This window comes from Mycolicibacterium houstonense (assembly GCF_900078665.2).
Lineage (GTDB): Bacteria > Actinomycetota > Actinomycetes > Mycobacteriales > Mycobacteriaceae > Mycobacterium > Mycobacterium houstonense.
In genome coordinates this window covers 990,422-1,014,137 of the sequence record NZ_LT546207.1, presented here as the reverse complement: position 1 = coordinate 1,014,137, position 23,716 = coordinate 990,422, and the positions used below count along the sequence as shown (strand labels likewise).

Genomic DNA, 23,716 nt, shown 5'->3' with positions numbered 1-23,716 from the left:
AGGGACCGGATTTCGGGCCGTCGTTCAGAGCAGCGTGCCTACGTCATGGCGAGGAATTCAGACACGGCATGACGAGCGTGGTGAAGTCGCCGTCGTCGGCCGACCGGATGGATGCGGGCTGGTCGGGCCCGCGGAGGTCGAGCATCAAGTCGCTGCCGAGTGCGTGGCTCACCGCTGGGTACAACGTGGTTAGCTCAAACCAGATCGTCAGATCCGGGCCCGACATGGCGCCCTTGAGCTCCACGGTGTGGTCGGGCAGCACGAGGCTCGGCCGGCCGGCCACCACCCGAAGGCCGACCTTGTCTGGTGCGTGTTGCTCCAGAGCCCTGACCACCTCGTGCTTTTCGACGGTGGCGCGATGTGACACGGGGGGAAGTGAACTGAGCATGAGCCGGTAGTCAGGAAAGACCTCGGTGAGCAGGCGGCAGTGCATCACGGAGCCGTCGGTCACGCGCAGGTCGACGCTCCATTCGCTCGCTTCCAACGCCACGATCGAGGTTCGTCGCAGTCGCGAAGCTGCGGCCTGGAGATCATCTGCCGCCAAAGTTCCGGCCCACGAACCGGCAGACGGTTGGTTCGGCACCAGCGTCCGCGTGACCAAGCGGTAGCGATCGGTCGCCGTCAGCGAGATGCCGTCAGGATCTGCTTCCAAACGCACACCATTCAGGACCGGGAATTCGGGATCGTGAACCGTGGTGGCCACGATCTGGTCAATCGCCGCTGCAAGGACCGGACCCGAGAGCGCGCAAATACTGAAGTGAGACGCTTCGCCCAGGGAAGCCTTGAGTCGCGCGGCGGCTCGTTCTACTTCGGCGGCGTCCTCGGCGACCTTGGCGACTTGGTCGTCAATCAGCAGCGACGCCTCTTGGGCATCGGCGTTGAGGAACCTGCCGATCGTGGGCAGCGGCATCCGAATCTCTCGCAGCTGGCGCAGCTGCGAGGCGCGAACCAATTGCGACTCGCTATACAGTCGGTAGCCCGTGATCGGGTCGACTTGCTCGGGATGAAGCAAGCCTGCGTCGTCATAGAACCGCAATGCGCTCGCAGTCAGTCCGGCGAGCTTTGCGAACGCGCCGATCGACATCAACTCAAGGTCAGCCACCCGAACATCGTCGGCCCTCAACCCACTTGAAAGTCAATGTCGAGGACTATCCACCGCCACCGAGTTGTGACCTCCGGCGGCGATAGGGCGCAGTCCATCGATGATGCGGCGTAATCCGAGCAGGAACCGGCGGCCCGGTTCCGTTGGCGGGGAGGCCCGGTAGAAGTCGATCACCGGTGCCGTGTCCCGGCCGTCGGCGGACGTCAGGGCGGACAGCAGCTCATCGTCGGCGATGGTGCTCAGCGGCCGGCCGGCCTGCATCCAGACTGTTTCGGCCGTGGCGGCGCCCAGCACGTAGTAGTAGTACGCCGCCAGCGCGGACTCGAGATCACCGTCGCCGAGACCCGCGTCGGAGAGCACCTCGAGAATCATGCCGAGGTGGGCGACGGCCGCGGGTCCAATCGGCGGCTTACTGCCGAGCAACGCGGGCGCCCAAGGATGCCGGAGGAACACCTCGAACATTTCCTGTGCCATGGCCGTCAAGTCGTCTTCCCACCAATCAGAGCGCACGGCGGCTGTGAGCATTTCGGTGAAGACTCCATCGAGTGCGAACTCGAGGATGTCAGCCTTGGTGTCTACGTAGGTGTACAACGTCATCGGGGCGCTGTTCAGTCGGGCCGCAAGTTTCCTCATGCTCAGTGCGGCAACACCGCCCTCATCCATCAGTTCCACTGCGGCACTGACTACGGCATCGCGCGTCAATCCCGGTTCGCTGCGTGGCTTTTTCGCCGCGCGAAGCCACACGGAATCGGTCGGGCTGGGGGTCGTCACCGGCCAGATTCTACCGATGCGCGTACGCTGAACGAAAGCCTCGTACACCGTACGAACGACGACTCGATAGGCGGGAGCATGGCAGTTATCGACAGGGACGTGGTGATCGTGGGCGCCGGCCTGTCGGGGTTGGCATCGGCGGTCGAGCTACTCGACGCCGGGGTCGACTCGACCGTGGTGCTCGAAGCCAACACCCGGGTGGGTGGACGAACGCTCAATGCCGAGACGGCCACCGTCACGCTCGATGCAGGGGCGACGCTCGTGTACCCCGCGCACAGGCACATCCGTCAACTGGCGCGGAAATTCGACATCCCACTTTTTGACACCGTCGACTCGGGACGATTCCTGTTCGATTTCGATGGCGCGGTGCGACCATTCGACTTCGGCGACACCCGGATACCGTCGCTGCCGCGCTCGCGTGTCCTGCGAAAGATCCTGCGCGCCATCGTGACGTTCGCATCGCGCTGGGTTGCGTTACCGATGGAACCACAAGCTCTGATCGAGGTCGCACTGGCGATCGAGCGTCTCGACGAGCTGGCATCCGCAGTGCCCCGGGACGCCCCCTGGGACGCTCCCGATGCCGACGCCCTCGACCACTGCACAGTCGGGGCTTGGTTCGAGCAGAGCATGCCCAACCGCCAGGCGCGCCGGCTGCTGGAGTCGCTGTTCGGTTACTTTCCGCCGACGACATCGCTCCTGTTCGTCCTGCACCTGTTCAATACCTGGGGAGGAATCGGTTCGCTGCTGGCGAGCCAGACCAGCGTGTTGCGTTTTCCCGGTGGGACACAGTCACTGTCGTTGGCCATCGCCGACCAGCTGGGTGCGCGCCTGGTCCTCGACACACCGGTGTCACGAATCGAACGGTCCGCCGATGATGTGTTCATCCATTCCGGAGAAACCACCTACCAGGCCCGTCACGTCATCGTCGCAGCGAGCCCCGCAGCGTGCCAACACATCACATTCACACCGGCACTTCCGGCAGCGGCAGCACGCCTGCGTTCGGCGTGGCAGCCAGTGCACGGCCGCAAGATCAACGCCGTGTACGACAAACCGTTCTGGCGTGCAGCGGGGCTGTCCGGCTCCGCGATGACTGATTCCGCGGCGGTGCCGGGAGTGCTCGATGCGTCACCACCGGACGGGTCGGTCGGTGTACTCGCCAGTTACCTCACCGATGAACCCGGCAATCCCGGCGGCGATGCGGCCACCAGCAAGGAGGCGGTGTTGGATACCTATGCACGGTTGTTCGGGCACCAGGCTCGTTACCCGTACCACTATGAGGAAAAGCGCTGGCGCGATGAGCCTTTCAGCTTCGGATGTGAAGGGGGACTGCCAACCGGAGTTCTGACCTCTGCCCGCACAAGTCTCAAGACTCCGGTCGGCCGACTGCATTGGGCCGGTGTCGAGACCGCCGACGAATGGATTGGATTCATGAACGGCGCTGTACAGGCCGGTGCACGCGCTGCGCGTGAGGTGGTCCGGGCACTATGACCGCAACCGCAGTGGTCGCACCAATCCATTGAGCCACCCGGCGCGAAGCCGATTGCAAGCACGTTGGTGAGGGAACGCGAGCCCAACGCGTTTGCGGGAGCGGCAGTTCCGATGCCGACTTCGGTGCGCCGGCTTCCTGCGCACATGGGGCATGACCCCGGTTACTTGGCCACAACGAATGTGACGGAGCTCTCCTGTCTGTAGCGATTTGATGTTTGCCGCACTAGGCGACTTGTAGTTGCGGTCGTCTCTGATTGTTTGCGAGAGTTCAGCTCGCTCATTCGCTGGCTGCTCTGTGCTCATCAACTGGCTGGCCGCGTCAACAAGTCGGAGGTTTGTGCGTGGCCTCATCCATCGCGACTGTGCGGGCCCAGCCCCGACGGCGGTTCAAGAACTGGCGGTACGACCCGCCGTACAAGACGGCGTGCGCGGGAATGATCATCGTTGTGGTCGCGGTGTTGACGTTGACCTGGATGCAGTTCCGCGGGGCTTTCGACGAGAAGACCCAGCTGACCGTGCTGTCCGGCCGGGCCGGCCTCTCGATGGACCCAGGCTCAAAGGTCACCTTCAACGGTGTGCCGATCGGGCGGCTGGCTTCCGTCGACGTCGTCACCGTGGACGACAAGCCGGAGGCCAAGCTGACGCTGGACGTCAAGCCGCAGTACCTCAAGCTGATTCCGGAGAATGTGACCGCCGAGCTGCGGGCCACCACAGTGTTCGGCAACAAGTACATCTCGTTCCTGTCGCCGCCCAACCCGTCGCCGCAGCGGGTCTCGCCCGCGACGCCGATCCGCGCTCAAGGTGTGACGACGGAATTCAACTCTCTGTTCGAGACGATCACGGCGATTTCCGAGCAGATTGATCCGATCAAGCTGAACCAGACGTTGACGGCCACCGCGCAAGCCCTCGACGGTCTGGGGGACAAGTTCGGCCAGTCCATCGTGGACGGCAATGACATCTTGACCGAGCTGAACCCACGCATGCCGCAGATCCGCCGCGACATGGCCGGGCTGGCTGACCTGGGCGAGCTGTACGCGGATGCGAGCCCGGACCTGTTCGACGGCTTGAGCAATGCTGTCACCACCGCCCGCACGCTCAACGAGCAGCGCGGCAACCTGGACCAAGCCCTGGTGGCCGCCGTCGGCTTCGGCAACACCGGCGCCGACATCTTCGAACGCGGCGGCCCCTACCTGGTCCGCGGTGGCCAGGACCTGCTGCCGGTCGCCGAGATGCTGGACCGCAACAGCCCGGCATTGGCATGTTCGGTCCGCAACTACGCGGAGGCCGCGCCGAAGTTCGCCGCGCAGACCCGCAACGGCTACGCCCTTGAGCTGCACGACTTTCTGATCGGCGCGGGCAACCCATACGTCTACCCAGACAACCTGCCACGGGTCAATGCCAAGGGCGGACCCGAGGGCCGGCCCGGCTGCTGGCAGCCGATCACGAAAGACCTGTGGCCGGCCCCATATCTGGTGATGGATACCGGCGCCTCCATCGCCCCGTACAACCATCTCGAAATGGGCCAGCCACTGGTCACCGAGTATGTGTGGGGCCGCCAGATCGGTGAGAACACCATCAATCCCTAGGCTCTGGACGAGCGGAGCGGCGACCCACTTGCCAGCATTGCGCTGGCCGCGTTGGCACCCGATTGCGCTAACTCACTGCGAGTTTCGGCCGCTACGGGCAATCAACCGATGACATACATCAGGCGGAGATGGCTGCCGGTGGTGGTTGTGGTTGTAAGGGTTGGTAGGGCACCACAGAGCCCCGGTCGCGGTGCTCCAGGGCTCCAGCTCCTCGACCAGACTCATGAACGCGTCCAGGCCGTCGGGACAAGGAAGCGCCTGTTGGCCGTCCTCGCCATTCGAGTCGGTGTCGGCGGTGTCGTGATCGTGTTTCCACTCCGCGACCGTCCGTGAGGCGCTTTGCGCGTGAGCCGTCAGGTGCCTCGGCTAGCTTGTCAGGATGTCGTCCGCCACATCAGACCCGCAACTACAGGAGATGCTCGACGAATTCGCGCTGCGCAAGCTCGTGCACGGGTACTGCCGGGCGGTCGATCGGGGGGACATCGCGACGCTGCGCAGCCTGTACCACCAGGACGCGGAAGATGACCATGGTTCCTTCTCGTCGGGATCCGTCGACGAATTCGTACGCACACTCGTTGATGCGCGGCCGTATCTCCGATCGATGCAACACCACATCACCACGACGAACTTCGCGATCAGCGGCGACCGCGCGGAGGGGGAGATCTACAGCATCGCCACGCACACGTTCGTTGTGGGCGACGGCGAAACCGAGTTGATCATCGGCGGTCGATATCTGGACAAGTACGAGAAGCGCGACGGTATATGGGGATTCACCGCCCGACAGATCGTGACTGATTGGGCGCACGTTCACGACCCATCGATCGTCGACACGAGCCATCCCATGACGCGTGCCACGCCCCTGGGCAGCCCCGGCCCCGACGACCCGTCGTACGCGTTCTTCTCGCTCCTCGGGCACAACACCGCCCGGTGACGCTCACCTTGCCTTTGCAGCAGTAAAGCGGCTCTACAGAGGACGGCAGGTCCTGAGATAGCTGAGAAACGTTGTAGGCCAGACCTATCTCAGGATCGCCCGCGCTGCGCGCTCCGCGATCAGCATGACCGGTGCGTTGGTGTTGCCCGACGTGATGGTGGGCATCGCCGAGGCGTCTACCACCCGAAGGCCGGCGACGCGATACACGCGACAATCGGTGTCAAGCACCGTACCGTCTGACCGCGGAACACCTTGTGCGTCAAAGGCTCCCATCGCGCACGTACCCACCGGGTGAAAGATCGTCGTACCGAGTTCACCGGCGGCCCGCTGCAGGTCTTCGTCGCTCACCAGTTGTGGGCCCGGCAGCAACTCTTGTGGGGCGTACTGCGCCAGCGCCGGCGCCGCCATGATCTGCCGGGTCATCCGGAGGCCCTTCACGGCGATCTGACGATCGGCGTCGGTGGACAGGTAGTTGCAGGAGATCTTGGGGTTGGTCAGCGGATCGGCACTGGCGATGCGGACGTGGCCGCGCGAGCTGGGGCGCAGATTGCAGACCGAGGGAGTGATCGCTGCGTAGCGGTGTAACGGTTCGCCGAACTTCGGCAATGACAAGGGCTGCACATGCCACTCCAAATCTGGACTCGCCAGCGCCGGATCACTTTTCGCGAAAGCCCCCAGCGTGGACGGCGGCATGGTCATCGGTCCTGATCGCAGCGTCAGGTACTGAAGTCCCATGCCGCCGCGGGTGATCCAGTTCCGGTACAGCGTGTTGACGGTCCGGGCGCCCCGGACGCGATAGACCGTTCGCAGCTGCAGATGGTCCTGGAGGTTCTCGCCCACTCCCGGCAGATCGACGGTGACCGGCACGTGATGCTGGGTGAGCAGTCCGGCCGGGCCCAGACCTGAGACCTGCATGAGGTGCGGCGAGCCAATCGCTCCGGCGCTCAGGATCACCTCCCGGCGGGCTCGGACGTCGATCATCTGGCCGTCCTTGAGCAGCCGCAGGCCGGTGACGCGGTGACGGGCGGTGGTCCACGCGCCGCGCCGCTGATCCTCGTGGACCTGCTCGTCGATCAGCAGGCCCAACGCCTGAGTCTGGGTGTAGACGGTGAGATTGCGCCGGTGGGCGATGGGGTGCAGGAAAGCATCGGCCATCGACCAGCGACGGCCACGCCTTTGGTTGACGTGAAAGTACGCGCTGCCGGAGTTGTCGCCCCGGTTGAACTCCTCGATCGGGCCGATGCCCGTCTGGGCGGCGGCGGCCTGCCAGGCGTCCAAGATCTTCCAGCGCACTCGCGGTCGCTCGACACGGATCTCTCCACCGACGCCGTGCCAGTCGTCGGCTCCGCCGAAGTAGTCCTCCAACTCCTTGTAGATCGCCAGCGTTTCGCCTGGGCTGTCCGGACCACCCCAAAGCCAGCGGTCATCACCGGTGGCCTGCGCCCACAGCGCGTAATCGCTTGCCTGACCGCGCATGTGGATCATGGCGTTGATCGACGAGCAGCCACCGATCACCCGGCCCCGCGCGTAGTGAATGCTGCGGCCGGCCAGACCCGGGTCGGCCTCGGTTGTGAAGCACCAGTCAGTTCGGGGGTTGGCGATGGTGTACAGATAGCCCACCGGCACCTTGATCCAGAACCAGTCGTCTTTTCCGCCGGCCTCAATCAAGAGCACACGGTGGTCGGGGTTGGCGCTGAGCCGATTGGCGAGCAGGCAGCCCGCACTACCTGCTCCCACGATGACGAAGTCGAATTCGGCGGCGGGGCTCATTCCGAGATCGTTCCTCCATGGCGTCGGGTGCGACACCCAGTGTGCGTGACGAGGTATCCGATCACTGCATATTCGGTCCCGTGTTGGCACCAGAGGAGGGCGGGGTGCCTAACTCGTCACCCGTTGTCCCGCCATGTGAGCACCTGTTTGAGCGACGTGAGGTCGTATCCGTCGTCGGAGGTGAGCTCCGTCTGGAACAGCGTGACCCCGGCCTCGCGGAAGGCGTCGGCGCTGTCGGCGTTCTGCCACAGTGTCGAGCGTTCGATATCGGCGCCATTGCGGCCGAACGTCGCTGCCAACTCGTCGACGCGGTCGCTGGACCTGCGGAACGCATCGAGGTCTTGGAACGCGTGCCAGATGTCGGCGTGCCGGGCAACGGCGGGCAGCGAGCGCTTGGGGCCCGTGCCGCCGATGAGGATCGGCAGCTTGCGCACCGGCGGCGGGATCAGCGCCGCCAGCCGGTTCTCGATGCGGAGCAGGCTCTCATCGAACAGGTCGAAGCGCGTACCGAAGGTGCCGAAGTCGTAACAGTATGTGGTGTAGTCCTTTTCGTACCACCCGGCGCCGAGGCCGAGGATGAGCCTGCCGCCGCTGATGTGGTCGACGGTGCGCGCCATGTCGGCGAGCAGGTCCGGGTTGCGGTAACCGACGCCGGTGACGAGGAGGCCGATCTCGGCGTGCGAGGTGATCTCACCCCACGACGCGAGCGCGGTCCATCCCTCGAAGTTGGCAACGTCGGGCTGTTCGGCGAGCAGGACGGGCTTGCCGTCGACGATGGCCTCCATCGCCGGGCGGTGGAAGTGGTCGTAACCGAAGATCACGTCAGCGCCGAGGTCGTCGGCGGCGAGGACGGCGTCGCGCCATGTGCGGTAGTCGGGCGTACCACCGGGCTGGATCTGCACGGCGACGCGAACGGGACGGGTCATGATGGCTCCTGAGTCGGGAAAGGGCGACTCCAGAGCCAAGTTGCCTAGGTGAGGACTTTATTCCGGTTCGGCACGTCGATGTCAGCGGATGTACCGCGTCACAAGCGCGAGGCCGATCGAAGCGAGGTGGTCGCGCACCCCTTGCGGGCCGGTGACTTCGAGCCAATCGTTCAGTCCGGCGAGTTCGCCTGCGAGGGTGTACTCGTCGCGGCCGCGGACGACGATCTCGACCCGACCGTCTGGCGCGGAACCGCCTACTTCGAGGCGGACCCCGAACGCCATGCGGAGCAGGCCGAGCCCGTCGGGACTGCACAAGGCCTGGGCCTCGAAGGGGGTGCGCTTTCGGTCGATCTCGTCGGCGATCTCGCGCCAGCTCTCGGCGAGGTCGAATCCTTCGGGTCGTTGGACGGAAGCGCCGGTCAACTCGGCCGACGAGACACGGTCGATCCGGAAGGTGCGTCGACCGGCCTCCGTATTCGAGACCAGGTACCACGTGGGGCCCTTGGCGACGATGCCCAGTGGATGGACGGTTCGCTCGGTCTCGGAGCCCGTGCGGTCGACGTAGCGCAGGCGTACCTGGACGCCGCGGATCACCGCCTCTTGCAGGTCGTCGAGGAACCGGGGACGTCGGGGCTCGAGCCGGCTGGATCCCCAGTGCCCCGGGTCTACGACGAGCGATGTGGCGGCAGCCTCGGCCTGCTCCCGGAAGGGCTCGGGGAGCGCGCCTACGAGCTTGCGCAGTGCGGCCTTCACGCCCGGTGGTGCCGTCGAGGCCGGTCCGGCTACCAGAAACAGGGCACGGACCTCGCCCGCCGTCAGCCCGGAGAGGTCGGTGCGAGCGCCGCCCAAGAGCCGCCACCCGCCCCCTCGGCCCTGCACGGAGTACACGGGCAACCCGGCAACGGACAACGCTTCGAGGTCGCGGCGGGCGGTCCGTTCGGAAACCTCCAACTCCAGCGCGACCTCCGACGCTGTGACCTGCTCACGTTGTTGGAGCAGGAGGAGGATGGCCACCAGCCGATCGGCTCGCACCTGCATCACACTTCCATCAAACCGGCCACTAGGTGACCGGTTTCGGTCCGCACAATGACCCCATGATCACATCGACCAGTTCCCAAACGGGCCACCCCGAGGATCCCCGGCTGATCCTCGACCGTGCCATCGCTACCGGCGCGGCCGTTATCGCCGGCGTCCGGCCAGAGCAACTGACGGACCCGACGCCGTGCACAGAGATGGACGTGCGAGCCTTGCTCGCCCACCTCGTCGGCGTGCTTGACCGAGTTGCCGCGCTAGGCCACGGCGAGGATCCATTGGCAGTGACCGAAATCGCTGTCGCCGACGATCGCTGGACCGTCGCGTGGCGAGAGTCGGGGAGGCGGGCCGCGGATACCTGGAGCGATGACGCCATCCTGGTCCGACCCATGGCTCTGCCGTGGATCGAAGGCAGCGGCGCCGAAGTGCTGGCGTCCTACTTCTCCGAGCTGACCGTCCACACCTGGGATCTCGCGACGGCGACCGGCCGGCAGCCCGATTGGGACGACACGGTCGTGGCCGCGGCGTTCGACGGGGCACGCAGGATCCTCCCGGCGGAGAACCGCCGTGATCTGTATGAGCAGATCTCGGCGGCAAGGGGTTTCGACGAGGTCGCCGTCCCGTTCGCCGAGGCCGTCCCGATCCCCGACGATGCCTCCGCCATCGACCGCCTCGTCGCCTGGAACGGCCGGGATCCGCGCCGCTGGTGAAAGCCGCTGGGGCGGAGTCGAAAACGGGGTTTACCGCTCCTTCGCCCCGATCAGGGCCTCCGAGATCACGCCGGTTGCCTTCTTCAGTGCGGGAACGGCTCGAGCGATCAAGTCCGCATCGACGCGAGCCGTGGGCCCGGAAATGCCGATTGCCATCGGCGTCGGAGCGCCGGGCACCGCCATCGCGACGGACCGAACACCGATCTCGGACTCCTCGTTGTCGATCGCATAACCGTCGACGCGCACCCGTTCGACGTTCGCGAACACCGCAGACAGGGTCGACGCACTGTTCTCGGTCGGCGCGGGAAATCCAGACTGCGTGACCAGTTTCAGAATGCGTGCATCGTCCAACTCACCCAGAACCGCCTTGCCCACGCCGGTTGTGTGCAGTCCGACGCGCTTGCCGACCTCAGTGTTCGTCTGCATGAGCTTCGGCGGCAGCACCTGGCCGGTGTAGATCACCATGTCACCGTCGAGCACTGCCAGACTCGCGGTCTCCGACAGTTCGTCGACCAGCGACTGCAGCACCGGGGCGGCGACCGCGCCGAGCTGGCGGTTCGCCACTTCACCGAGCCGAATCAACCTCGGGCCCAGGGCGTAGCGGCGATTGGGCAGTTGACGCACATAGCCGAGTCCGACCAAGGTGCGCAGGAGACGATGAATTGTCGGCGGGGGCAATGGTGATTCCGCCGACAACTCCGTCAGCGAGCACTCTCCGCCGGCACGTCCGATCAATTCCATCAACTCGAACGCGCGCTCCACCGACTGCACGCCGCCCGATTTCTCCGCCATACAGTCCACTCCCGGTCGAACTTTGTCGTTCCATCAAACATCCCCAAGATTGTTTCCGCAATATGGAAAAAATATTCCGGCAGACATCGGGACGTCATGCTCCGATAACACTCACGCTAAACTCCACAATGTGGAATTCTGTATTCACGGAGATTTCCGGACGGGGGAGGGGAACCAGTGACACGACGCCTCGACGATGCGGTGCTGACCGACGTCGATCGCCGGCTCACGGCCGCCGACGCGCTACTGGTGAACCAATACCCGGGTGATGACGGCCGTCGGCAGCCGATCCACACCGTCTACGTCCCGGGCAACCGGTACTCGGCGACGATGCCTGCCGACTGGGGCGCCATCGCTCTCGGTACCGCGAAGGACGCGGGCGGGCTCGACGCGGTGGCTGCGCTCGTCGGCGCGGGCAGCGGAACCGACTGTGCGCCCGAGACGCTCGCAACCCTCGTCGAGAACAAGCTGACCACCGAGCCGATCGAAGACCTCCGCATCGACTTCGAGGACGGCTACGGCACCTTCGACGATGCGACCGAGGACGCCGATGTCGCACAGGCGGTCGCCGCACTGCGGATGGCGCTCGACGCAGGTACCTCGACGCCGTTCGTCGGCACCCGCTTCAAGTGCTTCGAAGCAGGCACCCGTGCGCGGGGACTGCGCACGCTGGACATGTTCGTCAGCGGACTCGTCGAGTCCGGGGGGCTGCCCGACGGCCTCACCCTCACCCTCCCCAAGGTGACTTCCGTCGACCAGGTCGAGGCGATGGTCGACGTCGCAAGCGCTCTGGAAGCTGCGAACGGACTGCCGGATGGCCGCATTCGTTTCGAGGTGCAGGTCGAGACACCGCAGGCCATCCTCGGCGCCGATGGCCGCGCACCCGTCGCCCAGTTCATCCACGCCGGCCAGGGCCGCGTCAGCTCGCTGCACTACGGCACCTACGACTACTCGGCGTCGCTCGGCATCGCCGCCGCCTACCAGTCGATGGAGCATCCGGCAGCCGACCACGCCAAGAACGTCATGCAACTCGCCGTAGCAGGCACCGGTGTCCACATGTCCGACGGCTCGACCAACATCCTGCCGGTCGGCGATCCCGACAACGTCGCCATGGCGTGGAAGCTGCACGCGCGCCTCGTCCGGCGCCACCTGGAACGCGGCATCTACCAGGGCTGGGACATGCACCCTGCCCAACTGGTCACCCGATACCTGGCGACCTACGCGTTCTACCGCGGTGCCTTCGCCCCAGCGGCGACCCGCCTGCGCAACTACGTCCACCAGCTCGACTCCACCGTGATGGACGAGCCGGCCACCGCTCGCGCACTGGCGAACGTGATCCACCGTGGCAGCGTGTGCGGCGCCCTCACCACCGACGAGATCGAGACCGCCACCGACCTCCCCAAATCCACCGTGCGCGACATCGCGCTCGGCCGCACAACCAGGAGCAATCAGTGACCCCCCCAGTGACCAAAGCGTCGTACTACACGCCCAGGGGCGGCCTGCCCCCGCAGACCGATCTGCTGACCGACCGCGCCATCGTCACCGAGGCCTACACGGTGATCCCGCGCGGTGTCCTCTCGGACATCGTCACCTCGGTGTTCCCGGAGTGGACCGATACCCGCGCATGGATCATCAACCGACCGGTCGCCGGTGGTGCGACGACGTATTACCAGGCGATCGTCGAGGTCAAACCGGGCGGCGGGGCGCAGCGACCGGAGCCGCAACCCGAGGTGCAGAGCTTCCTGTTCGTCACCTCCGGTGCGCTCACCGTCGACGCGGCAGGCCAGTCGCAGACCCTCACCGAGGGGGGCTTCGCTTACCTTCCGGCGGGCACTGACTGGTCGGCCCACAACAACGGCGACGCCGACGCGACGTTCGTGTGGATCCGCAAACGCTATGAGGCCATCGAGGGCCACCCGGTATCGGTGAAGTTCGGCAACGAGCGGGATATCGAACCGTCGGCGATGCCGGGGACCGATGGCAAATGGCGCACGACGCGCATGCTCGATCCGCAGGATCTCGGGTACGACATGCACGTCAACATCGTCACCTTCGAGCCCGGCGCCACCATTCCGTTCGCTGAGACCCACGTCATGGAACACGGCCTGCTGATGCTCGAAGGCAAGGCCGTCTATCACCTCAACGGCGACTGGGTGGAAGTTCAGGAAGGCGACTTCCTGTCGCTACGCGCCTTCTGCCCGCAGGCGTGCTACGCGGGCGGGCCGTCGAACTTCCGGTACCTGCTGTACAAGGACGTCAACCGCCAGATCATGCTCTGACACGTCGAACCGGGCGCCTCGGAAGAGGCGCCCGGTCACGTCTATTTCTTCTATGGCATGGCTATGGCATTGGCCTACGGCTGAAAAGGCCAGCCGATGACCTTCTTCTCACGCGGAGTCGCATAGGTGCGCACCTTCGACGTGGACAGACCCATCCGGACCAGACCTTCGGCGATGGTGACCGCCGAGCGGACTCCGTCGACGATCGGGACGCCGGTCGCGGCCTTCACCTTCTCCTCGAGTTCGGCCATGCCGCCGCAGCCCAGACAGATCACTTCGGCGTGATCGTTTTCGACTGCCTCGCGCGCCTGGTGGACGATCGCCTCGACTGCGCGATCCGGATCCGACTCCAGTTCCAGCACACCGAGGCCGGATGCCCGGACCGACGCGCATCGTGCGTCGAGGCCGGCGAGCTTGAGACGGTCTTCGATCAACGGGACGGTGCGGTCGAGCGTGGTGACGACCGAGTACTTGTGCCCGAGGTACATGGCCGTCGACGCGGCCGCCTCGGTGATGTCCACCACCGGGACGTCGAGCAACTCCTGCAGACCTTCCCGACCGTGCTCGCCGTAGCCGGCTTGAATCACCGCGTCGAACGGTTCGGGGTATGACGTGATCGCATCCATGACCGCGATGGCGGCCAGGTAGCTCTCGAAGTTGCCCTCGCATGAGTCCGCACCGAAACGCGGTGTGATGCCGACGATCTCGGTACCCGGCGACGCGACACCGCGCGCCGACTCGGCGATGGCATCGGTCATCGAAACCGTGGTGTTGACGTTGGCTACGAGGATTCTCATGGCGGTCCCTACTAGTGCGTGCTGGCGACGGCGATCGGCTCGCCGGAGACATCGTTGAACGGTCCCCGGCGGTCTGCCACCACCAGGTACACGATCGCGCCGAGCCCTGCGCCGATGAACCAGGAGAACTCCGAGACGACCCTGAACGCGGGAACGAACGCCAGCAGGAGGGCGACTACCGCCGTGATGACGAGGGCGACCACGGCACGCACGTTGATGCCCTTTGCGTAGTGGTATTCACCGTCGGCGTCGGTTGTGAACAGGGCCAGAACGTTGATGTTGGAGCGACGCACCAGCCAGTAGTCGGCCATGATGATGCCGAACAGCGGTCCCAGAATGGCTCCGAGGCCACCGAGGAAGTAGTTGATGACGGCAGGGGAGTTGTAGAGGTTCCACGGCAGGATCACCAGGCCGATGACGGCCGAGATGAACGCTGCGCGACGGAAGTTCAGGTGCTTGGGGAACAGGTTGTTGAGCGCATAGATCGGTGCGACGAAGTTGGCCATCATGTTCACGGCGACGGTCAGGATCAGCAGCGCGAGCGCCGCGAGCACCAGCAGCACGGTGTTCGGGACTTCCTTGACGATGTCGGCGGGCGCGTCGATGATGCGTCCGTCGATGCGGAACTGAGCGCCGGCCAGAGTGATGACGATGCCGCCGAATACGAGCATGTTGAGCGGGATGCCCCAGAAGTTGCCCTTCACGATCGCCCGCTTGGACGTCGCGTTGCGGGTGAAGTCGCAGAAGTTGAGTACGAACGTGCCGTAGATCGCGACCCACAAGCTGGCGCCGCCGACGATCTTCATCCACATGTCGACGCCGGTCAGCGAGTCGGGCGTCGTCCACGCGATGGACCAGTCGGCGTTGTTGAGCATCCAGATCGCGAGCGCGACCATCGTGATCAGAATGACCGGACCGGCGAACGCCTCGTACTTGCGGATCATCTCCATGCCATAGCTGACGATGACCACCTGGATCACCCACAGCGCGACGAACGAGATCCAGCCGAGCGTCGACAATCCCAGGAAGCGGTTCGAGTCCAGCGTCTGCGCCGACGGTGCGAGCGCGATGATCAAGATGCGCAGCACCACCGATGCGAGGTAGGTCTGGATGCCGAACCATGCGATCGCGACCGCGCCACGGATGATGGCGGGCACCTGTGCACCGCGGATACCGAAGGCGATGCGGCTCATCACGGGGAACGGGACACCGGTCTTTTCACCCATGAAGCCGGAAAGGCTGAGCAGTAAGAAGAGGAAGGCGCCGCCGAGGCCGAGCGCCACCAGGATCTGCCATCCACCGAGGCCGAGGGCGAACAGTCCGATGGCGAACGAATAGTTGCCCAGGCTGTGCACGTCGTTGGCCCACAACGTGAAGATGTTGTACGCGCCCCACCGCCGGCCTTCGCGCTTGGTGGGCGCGAGATCGGCGTTGTACAGATGCGGACTCACATCGGCGAACGGGATTGCATCGGTACGGTTGGAGTCGCCGATCAGCCCGGTGGACTCTGTGGTCATGGATACGCCTGTCACGGTCGGAGCGACGACGCTGAACGCCGTCGCAAACATTCCACTCTGTGGAAGTAATATTCCACAGATTCAGTAAGTAAGTCGTATCCGCCTACCACCTGTCAAGCTTTTCGAGCGATTGACTGTGTCGACGCTCACATCTAGAGTCCACCACGTTACGGAGTTTCATTTCCACGATGAGGAATTATGCTCGCAGCATGGAAGAGAAGCCGATGATCGCCGACGCAGGGGAGCGGTCCAACCAACCCGATTTCGACCTGGTGGTCCGCGGCGAGCGCACACTGACGACGGCGGGAATCGTCGCCCGCGAGATCGGTATCCGCGACGGTCGCGTCGTCGCGATCGAGCCGCTGGGCAGCGGCCTCACCGGCGCGGAGATCGTCGAACTCACCGACGAACAGGTCATGATTCCCGGCTTGGTCGATACGCATGTGCACGTCAATGAACCGGGCCGCACCGAGTGGGAGGGGTTCGACTCCGCTACCCGCGCGGCCGCGGCGGGCGGTGTGACCACCCTGATCGACATGCCGCTGAACTCGATTCCGCCGACGGTCAACGTCGAAGCACTGAATGCCAAGCGCGCGGCTGCATCGGGCAAGACACACATCGACGTCGGCTTCTGGGGCGGCGCGATTCCGGGCAACACCGGCGATCTGCGCGGTCTGCACGACGAAGGCGTGTTCGGCTTCAAATGCTTCCTGCTGCACTCTGGTGTCGACGAGTTCCCGCATCTCGACGCCGATGAGATGGAGAAGGACATGGCCGTACTCGCCGGTTTCGACTCCATGATGATCGTGCACGCCGAGGACTCCCGCGCCATCGACCATGCGCCGTCGGCCGAGGGGGACCGGTACGAACGATTCCTGGCGTCACGGCCGCGCGGCGCCGAGAATGTGGCGATCGCCGAGGTCATCGAGCGCGCTCGATGGACCGGTGCCCGCGCGCATATCCTGCATCTGTCGTCGTCGGATGCGCTGCCCATGCTCGCCACCGCCAAGCGCGACGGCGTCAAGATCACTGTCGAGACGTGCCCGCATTACTTGACGCTTCTCGCCGAGGAGATCCCGAACGGCGCGACCGCGTTCAAGTGCTGTCCGCCGATCCGCGAGGCATCGAATCGGGAACTGCTGTGGCAGGGCCTGCTCGACGGCACGATCGACTGCATCGTCTCTGATCACTCACCGTCGACGGTCGACCTGAAGGACGTCGAAAACGGCGACTTCGGCGTCGCCTGGGGTGGTGTCGCGTCGCTGCAGCTGGGTCTGTCGTTGATCTGGACCGAGGCCAAGCGCCGCGGGATCGCACTCACACAGGTGCTCGACTGGATGGCAGCCAAACCCGCCGAGCTCGCCGGCCTGAACAACAAGGGCAAGATCGCGCTGGGCTACGACGCCGATTTCGCGATCTTCGAGCCCGAATCTGCGCAGGTCGTCGACGTGCACAAGCTGCACCACAAGAACCCGATCAGCCCGTACGACGGGCGTGCACTCGCCGGTGTCGTGACGAGTACTTGGTTGCGCGGCAAGAAGATTGACTTCCAGACCCCACAGGGTCGGATGCTGCGCCGCGGCGGCGTGTAGCACCAACCTCCGGCTACGCGTCGGGCGGCAGAGCGATGTCCTCCCATGTCAGCGTGATGTGAGGGGTGTCCCCGATTATCTCGGCGACGACGGCCGCTGCGTGCTCGCGCAGCCGGTCGCCATCGTGTAGGTAGGTGGTGTCACGCGGGTCGGCACCGACTGCCACCAGGTGGATATGCACCTCCGAAACGGCGTACCCGTCAACCTGCACCTCCACGTCGGCTACTGCCGCCTCGGCGGCAGCGGCGGGTTCGGCCAGTTGCCATGTCAGCACTTTGGCCAGCGCCAGGTGCGTGATGCTGATCCCGGTGCGAGCGCTGTGGATTGGGCGTCCTTGGCGCGGGAGCGCGGCGATGTGATGAGCGATGGTGGTGCGGAGGCGGTCGAGGGCTGAGCTGCCTTCTCCCCAGCGTGGATCGACTGCATGGTTGACGCCTACCTCGGGTGACGATTGCAGCCCCGCCAGGTTGCGCGTGGCATCGGCGATCCACGCCGTCGACTGTTCGACGGCGTCGTAATCGTCCGTGGCTGTGCTACGCATCCACCCTCCAGTGTTACGTGACGCGGTGCCCGATGCATAGTCGCCGGGCCGGACCGATTGCTTCGATGCAGTCATGGGCGGAACTCCTCAAGCGCCGCGGCGAGCCGCTTTCGGGTGCGTTGCAGGTGGCCCCGCACGGATCCCTCGGTGGTGTGCAGCACGGTGGCGATCTCTGAGAGCGGCAGGTCGTACACCTCGCGCAGCCACCAGGCCGCCCGCGCTGGATAGGGCAGCAGGGCCAGTTCGCGATTGAGTGCCGCCATGAAGTCCCCGGCTAACGCGCGCTGGCCTGGCCCCGGCGTGAGGTCCGGGGTATCCGCGGTCGAGTCGAGCCCGGTCTGCGGGCGCCGGCGCCGAAGGGCGTCGATGGTTCTGCGGGACGCCAGCGAATACAACCAGGTGCGGAACTGCGATCGAAACGCGAACGTGGGCAGCGCCTTCCACGCCGTGATAAACGTCTCCTGCACGATGTCATCGCACTCGTCGCGGTCCGGGTAAGTGTTTGCTACGAACCGGTGCAGCGCCGGCGCGTGGCGCACCACCAGTGCGTCGAAGGCCTCCGCGTCGCCACGTTGGGCGCGGCGGGCCAGCGCATCGTCGGAGAGCCATTCCAACAGTCCAAGTCTGCCCGCTGCCACTGCCACCCCCGTCGCGTTCTTCCGTCATTGTGGCCTACGTCTCATTTGCGTGCGCTCCGCGCACCCGCCCCCGACTAACCCATTGTGCCGAACGAAATGTTCGGGGAATCAGCCTAGAAGGAGAAGTTGATGACCGCAGCAACCCAGCCCCGGGAAGTTAGCTCGGATGTAGCCGTCGACCGGGTGGGCAAGGACGTCGCGAAGGTGGCCGGCCACGGTGCCACGACCATCGCCGACATCGTCGTCTCCAAGATCGCCGGGATCGCGACCCGCGAGATCGATGGCGTGTACGACCTCGGTGGCCAGGCGGCACGCGTTGTCGGCAAGTTACGGGAGACCCTCCCGGGTTCGCCGAGCCTCACTCAGGGGGTCAGTGTCGAGGTCGGTGAGCGACAGGCCGCTGTGGATATCGGGATCGTGGCGGAGTACGGCATCGCGATCCACGATCTGGCCGACGGTATCCGCAGCAACGTTATCGCCGCGGTCGAGAACATGACCGGGCTTGAGGTCACCGAGGTCAACATCACGGTGCATGACGTCCACTTCGCCGACGACGATGACGCCGAGGGCGACAATGCCGGCGAGCCCCGCGTCGTATGAGTCAGACGGCACCGATCGCTGACCGCGTCGACCGCGTGGTGCAGACCGTGACCGCCGTCGACGGTGTGATCGGGCTGCACTTCGGGCCGGGCGTCCCGGCGACGCATCTGCCTGGCCGGACCGTTCGCGGTATACGACTCGGAGCCGACAGTGGAGAAGTCCACGTGGTGCTGCAGTTGCGGGAGCACCTACTCGATGTCGCCGAACAGGTGCAGCGCGTCGCTAGCGCCGCCGCGGGAGTTCCGGTCGACGTGGTGGTCGGCGATGTTGCGGTGGTCGAGCAACACGATGCGTGCGGTGACTGAATTCGATCGTCGTGCCCGCCGCGACGCCGTCCGTCGGCATCATCCCGACATCGGCGGTTCTGCCGAGGCCCTGATTGCAGCGCTCGCCGCATTTGATCGCGGTGCATCGCGACCCGCAATCCGGATCCGGCGTACCTGCCGGGGACGGCTCGCGGCGTACCTCACCAGACGCAGGCGCATCCGCCGCGTCAATAGTTCGAAGAAAGCTCAACGATGAACCAAAAGTACGTTGTGATAGGTCTTTTCGCCGGCCTGCTGCTGGCAATCGCCGCGGCCGCCGGTGGTCTGATCGGCTTCCTGCTGGCATTGATCCTCGGCGGTGCCGGCGCAGCGATCGGGGCCCACCTGGACGGGACGGTCGATCTGACGGCACTCGGGCGCCGTCCCAGGAGCTGAGGGTGACAACCGAACCGGTGGTGGCCGCGCTTGTGGCGCAACCCGAACGCGGCCAGACAGTGATCAGCGACCGCGTGCGGCAGCGGCTGATCGAGCACGCGGCGCTCTCGGTGCCAGGCGTTGTCCGCCGGCGCACCATCGTGCCGGGCGGGACATTGCCCGCGGTGCGCATCGGCGGCGGATCGCAGTCGCGCGCGGTCGACATAGATATTGCGGCGAATTGGCCGGTTGACGGCACGACGATCCTCAACGAGGTCGAATCCGCGGTGTCGCGTGAATTGTCGCTGTCGCTCGGTGAGCAGCCGCGTCACCTGGGTGTGCGGATCAGCCGAATCGTCAGCGACAGGACGCCGGCACAGGTCGCCGACGCGTACGCGGCGGATACCGAACTGAACGCCGGAACCGCCAGCAGCCGCGGACGATTCGCCCCGCGCCGTACCGCAGCTTCCACAATCACCGGCGTACTGATTGCGCTGATGGTCATCGCGGCCGGCGTAGTGGCCGTGCGCGATGCCCTCATCGACGTCGACTGGATCGGTGGGGCCGCGTGGATCACACCGGTGCTCGACTGGGCCGGGGGCGCCCAATGGCAATGGTGGACGTGGCCGGGTGCGGTCGTGGCGGTGCTCGCGGGGGCGATCCTGCTCATCGTCGCGGTTAAACCGCGTCGGATGGCGTATCACCCAGTCGGCGACGGGGTGTGGGTGCAACGGCACGCGGTCGAGGCCTGGCGTTCCGAGTCGGTGCGCGACGCGGCCTCCGAAGGAGATGAACAATGACGTCGGTTGTCCGCGTGATGGATCGACTGCTGACCGCCGTCGTGGCCCTGGTGTTGCTCACGGCGGGCGGTTGGCTGATCGGATACCGCGTGAACCTCCGGGTAGCCCGTGAATCGGCCGAACGCCTGCAGCCCGGGGTGTTGACACGCACCTCCGAATGGCCCTGGTGGCCGGCAGTATTGGGTGGGGTAGGCCTCATCGCGGTAGTGCTGGGGCTGTGGCTGCTGCTGCTGCACCTGCGCCCTGCCGCGGTGCGCACTGTGAATGGCGACGCCGGCGCGGTGAATCTCGACCGGATCGCCGACGCGGTCGCTGTCGATGTGGGAAGTCATCCCGCCGTGCAGGGCGCCAAGGCCCGCACTCGGATCGAACGCGGTAGGCCGATCATGCGCGTCACCGTGCAGGTGCCCCCGCAAACGTCTGCCGCCGAGGTTCACCGGCTGGCCCGCAGATGTGCTGCCGATGCCCAGCGGGCGGCAGGCGCCGACTTCGAATTTCAGCTGCTGGTCAAGCACGTGCGACCGGAAAAGGCACGCCCGCAGGTGATCTGACGGGGGATAGGCATCCAGTGCAGAAACGAGGGGAGTACGCTGGATCGGTAAAGAGTGGGTGACCGTCGATGGGTTGCTCCGACACGAAAGGGACTGCAGGACATGGGGATTGCAGACGATGCGCGCAACAAGGTCGACGATCTCAAGGGACGCGCCAAAGAGGCGGCCGGCGCGGCCACCGGCAACGACGATCTCAAAGCCGAAGGGCAGGCTGATCAGGGGATCGCAGCAGTGAAGCAGAAGGTGGCCGATACCGCCGAGAAGGTCAAGGACGGTGTGGAATCCATCAAAGACCGGCTAACCGGCAACGCGTAACCAAAGTATGTTGTCCCGTCCGGGTTCAGTACCGGGCGGGACGTCATATTGAGTCACCGCTTCAAAACGGGGTCTGGAAGACTGACCGGCATGGCCATCACGATCAGACCGGGCCGGCCCGAGGAAGCAGCTCTGTTGACCGAGCTGGCTGTTCGGTCTAAAGGGCACTGGGGCTACAACGAGAGCCTTCTCGAATCCTTCCGACCCGAGCTGACCATTACTCCGTCGGAGGTTGCCACGCGTCGCGCCGCCATCGCCGAACGCTGTGGCTCCATCGTCGGATTCGTCACCATCGACGGTGACCCTCCGTCTGCGGAATTGGACATGCTGTTTGTCGCTCCCGAGGCCATCGGTACCGGCGTAGGGGCAGAGCTGTTCCGCCACGCGGTTCGCGCCGCGCGCGACATCGGCATCCGACGGCTCACCATCACCTCCGACCCGAACGCCGAATCGTTCTACCGCGCCATGGGCGCCCATCGAACCGGAAGCGTCGAATCCAGCTCTATCCCTGGCCGTGAACTGCCGCTGATGGAGATCCATACGCTCTGATGCGTGTGATCGCCGGGTGGCCCGGAAGGTGGTTGGATCGTTGTCCATGTCGGGGCGCGCGGTGTTGGTGACGGGGATGTCCGGAGTCGGGAAGTCAACGGTGTTAGCCGAGCTTGCCCGCAGGGGCTTCGACACCGTTGATACGGACGAGGGCTCGTGGATTGAAATGGTCGACGGTGAGCCGCTGTGGCGGGAAGCGTTGATCAACGAGTTGTTGGGCCGGCCGCGCGGGCGGCCGCTGTTCATCCAAGGCACCGTGGCCAACCAGGTGCGGTTCTATGAGCGTTTTGATGCGGTTGTGCTCTTGAGCGCCCCGACCGAGGTGGTGCTCGATCGAATAGCCCGGCGCACGAACAACCCGTTCGGTAAGACTGCCGAGCAACGGTCGCAGATCTTGGGTGACATTGCTGCGGTAGAGCCTCTGTTGCGAGAGGCGGCTACACACGAGATCGTCACCACCGCAACGGTATCGGAGATTGCTGATATCCTGGTCGGTATCGCCGACGATCCACTCGCTGCCCGCTAGTGCATTGATCCATCTGCCCAGAACTGGGCGCTAACGCCATCGACTAGCAGCCCGGGCTCAGACGTTCACTGCAATTGCTCGGGTGTGAAGGTGACGTCGACTCCGCCTAGGGTCATCGTCACCTGGCCTTCGATCACCATCACCTGCGCCGAGACCCGTCGTTCGACAGTCTGGGCCAGTTGCTGCACTGCTGCGTGCGGTATCTGGACCACCGACAGGTTCGGCAGCCCGGCGACTTTGGGGCCGACGGTGCGCCACCAGGTGGCCACGCCGGCGGCAAAAGGGAACAGCAGCACCTGGTCGGCCTGGCTGGCCGCCTTGCCCAAGACGCGTTCGTCGGGCTGGCCGACGTTGATCCACTCCAGGGTCCGGCCGGTGTAGTCGGCGAGCCGCAAGTCCGGTACGCCAGGGGTGGACAAGCCCGGCCCGAACGCCAACTCACCGTCGACGTCGCCGAGTCGGTGTGCGCGCAGCCCAAAGGCCAACAACCGCACTACCATCCGTTCATCGGTCTCACTGGGATGACGGGCCACGGTCAGCGTGTGATCGGCGTAGTAACCGTGGTCGACATCGGAGACGCCAAGTTCGACTTTGAAGACTGTTGCAGAAAGGGCCACGTCATAGTGTCCACCCAGGTGGTGTGCCTCGAGCAAGTCGGGCCGCCCTGAGTGGTCGGGCCGCCGTGTCAGGCGCCAACTATCCGGTGTTCACGCGCACCGCGTTGTGAGGTTCATGCGACGCTGCTGAGAATCGCCATAACCAGCCCGCCCAGGGTCAGCACCCCAACCATCACTGCGGCGGCGATCGCCCGGCGCCGTCGGTGCCGGCGGGCGGCGTCGATCGCGACTGCGATGCTGGCGAGGATCAACGCGGAATAGGCCGCCAGCGCCACCGTCAGCGTCGCCGTTGCGGCGGTGCTGGCCAGAGTCACGATGTGCATGCCGTGAGCCTACGGCCCGAACGAAAGCACTCATACTTGACGGAGCACGTTAACGTCACCAGGCTCGGTTGGGGATCGGCCGCGACCGGACCGCCACCGGCGCGGGTCAGGCACGGCGATAGCGTCGAACCGATGCGGCGCTAGTACGCGCACTGGGATGTCTGTTCGGTCCGTGAGTGAGGCTTTCAGGAGCCGGTGTATTCCATCCAGAACCACGATCTGACCGTCCCCGCGCAGATAGGTCCAGATGCCAAGCCAGATCGCTGGCCGCGACCGTGCACGT

Annotated in this window: 27 protein-coding genes; 15 read left to right on the top strand and 12 right to left on the bottom strand. The window is 65.3% G+C overall.

All coding sequences use genetic code 11. The annotated features are described in order from the left end of the window. Nucleotides 1-43 precede the first annotated feature (43 nt). Nucleotides 44-1,102: a DNA polymerase III subunit beta family protein gene (locus tag BN4332_RS05010; protein ID WP_066897439.1), complete on the bottom strand. Its 1,059-nt coding sequence runs from the start codon at nt 1,100-1,102 to the stop codon at nt 44-46. Between the two features lie 33 nt (nt 1,103-1,135). Continuing rightward, entirely contained in the window at nt 1,136-1,576 is a 441-nt protein-coding gene (locus BN4332_RS34120; protein ID WP_235654022.1) for a TetR/AcrR family transcriptional regulator C-terminal domain-containing protein, read from the bottom strand. A 375-nt stretch (nt 1,577-1,951) separates the two neighbouring features. Here BN4332_RS34120 and BN4332_RS05000 point away from each other — a divergent pair, with 375 nt between their 5' ends. The 3 genes from BN4332_RS05000 (at nt 1,952) to BN4332_RS04990 (ending at nt 5,878) form a co-directional block, all read left to right on the top strand. Further along, on the top strand, nt 1,952-3,361 hold the full coding sequence (locus BN4332_RS05000; RefSeq protein WP_084459173.1) for a flavin monoamine oxidase family protein: 1,410 nt from the start codon (nt 1,952-1,954) through the stop codon (nt 3,359-3,361). A gap of 434 nt (nt 3,362-3,795) precedes the next feature. Further along, nucleotides 3,796-4,947: an MCE family protein gene (locus tag BN4332_RS04995; protein ID WP_084459181.1), complete on the top strand. Its 1,152-nt coding sequence runs from the start codon at nt 3,796-3,798 to the stop codon at nt 4,945-4,947. Between the two features lie 379 nt (nt 4,948-5,326). After that, nucleotides 5,327-5,878 carry a nuclear transport factor 2 family protein gene (locus BN4332_RS04990; RefSeq protein ID WP_066897436.1) on the top strand — a complete coding sequence of 184 codons (552 nt, stop codon included), beginning with the start codon at nt 5,327-5,329 and terminating at the stop codon, nt 5,876-5,878. Between the two features lie 84 nt (nt 5,879-5,962). On the opposite strand, the gene BN4332_RS04985 is transcribed toward BN4332_RS04990, so the two are convergent. The 3 genes from BN4332_RS04985 to BN4332_RS04975 all read right to left on the bottom strand — a co-directional run bounded on the left by BN4332_RS04985 (nt 5,963) and on the right by BN4332_RS04975 (nt 9,612). Further along, entirely contained in the window at nt 5,963-7,648 is a 1,686-nt protein-coding gene (locus BN4332_RS04985; protein ID WP_066897435.1) for a GMC family oxidoreductase, read from the bottom strand. A gap of 116 nt (nt 7,649-7,764) precedes the next feature. Continuing rightward, nucleotides 7,765-8,574: an LLM class F420-dependent oxidoreductase gene (locus BN4332_RS04980; RefSeq protein ID WP_066897434.1), complete on the bottom strand. Its 810-nt coding sequence runs from the start codon at nt 8,572-8,574 to the stop codon at nt 7,765-7,767. Nucleotides 8,575-8,655: 81 nt separating this feature from the next. Continuing rightward, nucleotides 8,656-9,612 carry a helix-turn-helix transcriptional regulator gene (locus tag BN4332_RS04975; RefSeq protein ID WP_276079885.1) on the bottom strand — a complete coding sequence of 319 codons (957 nt, stop codon included), beginning with the start codon at nt 9,610-9,612 and terminating at the stop codon, nt 8,656-8,658. Between the two features lie 56 nt (nt 9,613-9,668). On the opposite strand from BN4332_RS04975, the gene BN4332_RS04970 reads away from it, so the two are divergent. Further along, the gene (locus tag BN4332_RS04970) at nt 9,669-10,316 is read left to right on the top strand and encodes a TIGR03086 family metal-binding protein (protein ID WP_074132980.1); all 648 of its coding nucleotides are present in this window, start codon (nt 9,669-9,671) and stop codon (nt 10,314-10,316) included. A gap of 30 nt (nt 10,317-10,346) precedes the next feature. Here the strand turns inward: BN4332_RS04970 and BN4332_RS04965 are convergent, their stop codons facing one another. Continuing rightward, a complete protein-coding gene (locus BN4332_RS04965) occupies nt 10,347-11,108 on the bottom strand; it encodes an IclR family transcriptional regulator (protein WP_066897433.1) in 762 nt (253 codons plus the stop codon). 177 nt (nt 11,109-11,285) lie between these two features. Here BN4332_RS04965 and BN4332_RS04960 point away from each other — a divergent pair, with 177 nt between their 5' ends. Together BN4332_RS04960 and BN4332_RS04955 are read left to right on the top strand one after the other, a co-directional pair. Further along, on the top strand, nt 11,286-12,563 hold the full coding sequence (locus BN4332_RS04960; protein ID WP_066897432.1) for a DUF6986 family protein: 1,278 nt from the start codon (nt 11,286-11,288) through the stop codon (nt 12,561-12,563). A gap of 8 nt (nt 12,564-12,571) precedes the next feature. Then, nucleotides 12,572-13,387: a bifunctional allantoicase/(S)-ureidoglycine aminohydrolase gene (locus BN4332_RS04955; RefSeq protein WP_066897431.1), complete on the top strand. Its 816-nt coding sequence runs from the start codon at nt 12,572-12,574 to the stop codon at nt 13,385-13,387. A gap of 74 nt (nt 13,388-13,461) precedes the next feature. On the opposite strand, the gene BN4332_RS04950 is transcribed toward BN4332_RS04955, so the two are convergent. Together BN4332_RS04950 and BN4332_RS04945 are read right to left on the bottom strand one after the other, a co-directional pair. Then, nucleotides 13,462-14,184, bottom strand: a complete 723-nt coding sequence (locus BN4332_RS04950; protein WP_066897430.1) for an aspartate/glutamate racemase family protein — start codon at nt 14,182-14,184, stop codon at nt 13,462-13,464. An 11-nt stretch (nt 14,185-14,195) separates the two neighbouring features. Then, nucleotides 14,196-15,701, bottom strand: coding sequence for an NCS1 family nucleobase:cation symporter-1 (locus tag BN4332_RS04945; protein ID WP_066897494.1), 1,506 nt, complete (start codon nt 15,699-15,701; stop codon nt 14,196-14,198). Between the two features lie 224 nt (nt 15,702-15,925). Between BN4332_RS04945 and allB the strand changes: the two genes are divergently transcribed. Then, nucleotides 15,926-17,293, top strand: a complete 1,368-nt coding sequence (gene allB, locus BN4332_RS04940) for an allantoinase AllB (protein ID WP_066897493.1) — start codon at nt 15,926-15,928, stop codon at nt 17,291-17,293. A 13-nt stretch (nt 17,294-17,306) separates the two neighbouring features. Here the strand turns inward: allB and BN4332_RS04935 are convergent, their stop codons facing one another. Further along, on the bottom strand, nt 17,307-17,834 hold the full coding sequence (locus BN4332_RS04935; protein WP_066897429.1) for a hypothetical protein: 528 nt from the start codon (nt 17,832-17,834) through the stop codon (nt 17,307-17,309). A gap of 71 nt (nt 17,835-17,905) precedes the next feature. Further along, the gene (locus tag BN4332_RS04930) at nt 17,906-18,451 is read right to left on the bottom strand and encodes an RNA polymerase sigma factor (RefSeq protein WP_084459180.1); all 546 of its coding nucleotides are present in this window, start codon (nt 18,449-18,451) and stop codon (nt 17,906-17,908) included. Nucleotides 18,452-18,601: 150 nt separating this feature from the next. On the opposite strand from BN4332_RS04930, the gene BN4332_RS04925 reads away from it, so the two are divergent. From BN4332_RS04925 to BN4332_RS04885, 8 genes are all read left to right on the top strand, one after another. Next, nucleotides 18,602-19,072 (top strand): Asp23/Gls24 family envelope stress response protein, encoded by a 471-nt coding sequence (locus tag BN4332_RS04925; RefSeq protein WP_066897427.1) that lies wholly within the window; start codon nt 18,602-18,604, stop codon nt 19,070-19,072. Beyond that, nucleotides 19,069-19,377, top strand: coding sequence for a hypothetical protein (locus tag BN4332_RS04920; protein ID WP_066897426.1), 309 nt, complete (start codon nt 19,069-19,071; stop codon nt 19,375-19,377). Before BN4332_RS04925 ends, BN4332_RS04920 begins: the two co-directional genes overlap by 4 nt. A gap of 213 nt (nt 19,378-19,590) precedes the next feature. Continuing rightward, complete coding sequence (locus tag BN4332_RS04910) at nt 19,591-19,773, top strand: hypothetical protein (protein ID WP_066897425.1); 183 nt, start codon at nt 19,591-19,593, stop codon at nt 19,771-19,773. Nucleotides 19,774-19,775: 2 nt separating this feature from the next. After that, nucleotides 19,776-20,552, top strand: a complete 777-nt coding sequence (locus tag BN4332_RS04905) for a hypothetical protein (RefSeq protein WP_066897424.1) — start codon at nt 19,776-19,778, stop codon at nt 20,550-20,552. Further along, nucleotides 20,549-21,103 carry a hypothetical protein gene (locus BN4332_RS04900; protein WP_066897423.1) on the top strand — a complete coding sequence of 185 codons (555 nt, stop codon included), beginning with the start codon at nt 20,549-20,551 and terminating at the stop codon, nt 21,101-21,103. Before BN4332_RS04905 ends, BN4332_RS04900 begins: the two co-directional genes overlap by 4 nt. A gap of 102 nt (nt 21,104-21,205) precedes the next feature. Beyond that, nucleotides 21,206-21,418: a CsbD family protein gene (locus BN4332_RS04895; protein ID WP_064848386.1), complete on the top strand. Its 213-nt coding sequence runs from the start codon at nt 21,206-21,208 to the stop codon at nt 21,416-21,418. 90 nt (nt 21,419-21,508) lie between these two features. Next, the gene (locus tag BN4332_RS04890; protein WP_096866835.1) at nt 21,509-21,967 is read left to right on the top strand and encodes a GNAT family N-acetyltransferase; all 459 of its coding nucleotides are present in this window, start codon (nt 21,509-21,511) and stop codon (nt 21,965-21,967) included. Nucleotides 21,968-21,983: 16 nt separating this feature from the next. Next, nucleotides 21,984-22,493: an ATP-binding protein gene (locus BN4332_RS04885; RefSeq protein WP_235654020.1), complete on the top strand. Its 510-nt coding sequence runs from the start codon at nt 21,984-21,986 to the stop codon at nt 22,491-22,493. A 65-nt stretch (nt 22,494-22,558) separates the two neighbouring features. Here the strand turns inward: BN4332_RS04885 and BN4332_RS04880 are convergent, their stop codons facing one another. Both BN4332_RS04880 and BN4332_RS04875 read right to left on the bottom strand, forming a co-directional pair. Continuing rightward, nucleotides 22,559-23,110, bottom strand: a complete 552-nt coding sequence (locus tag BN4332_RS04880; RefSeq protein ID WP_066897491.1) for a YaeQ family protein — start codon at nt 23,108-23,110, stop codon at nt 22,559-22,561. Nucleotides 23,111-23,223: 113 nt separating this feature from the next. Beyond that, nucleotides 23,224-23,433 carry a hypothetical protein gene (locus BN4332_RS04875; RefSeq protein WP_066897421.1) on the bottom strand — a complete coding sequence of 70 codons (210 nt, stop codon included), beginning with the start codon at nt 23,431-23,433 and terminating at the stop codon, nt 23,224-23,226. Nucleotides 23,434-23,716: the final 283 nt, after the last annotated feature.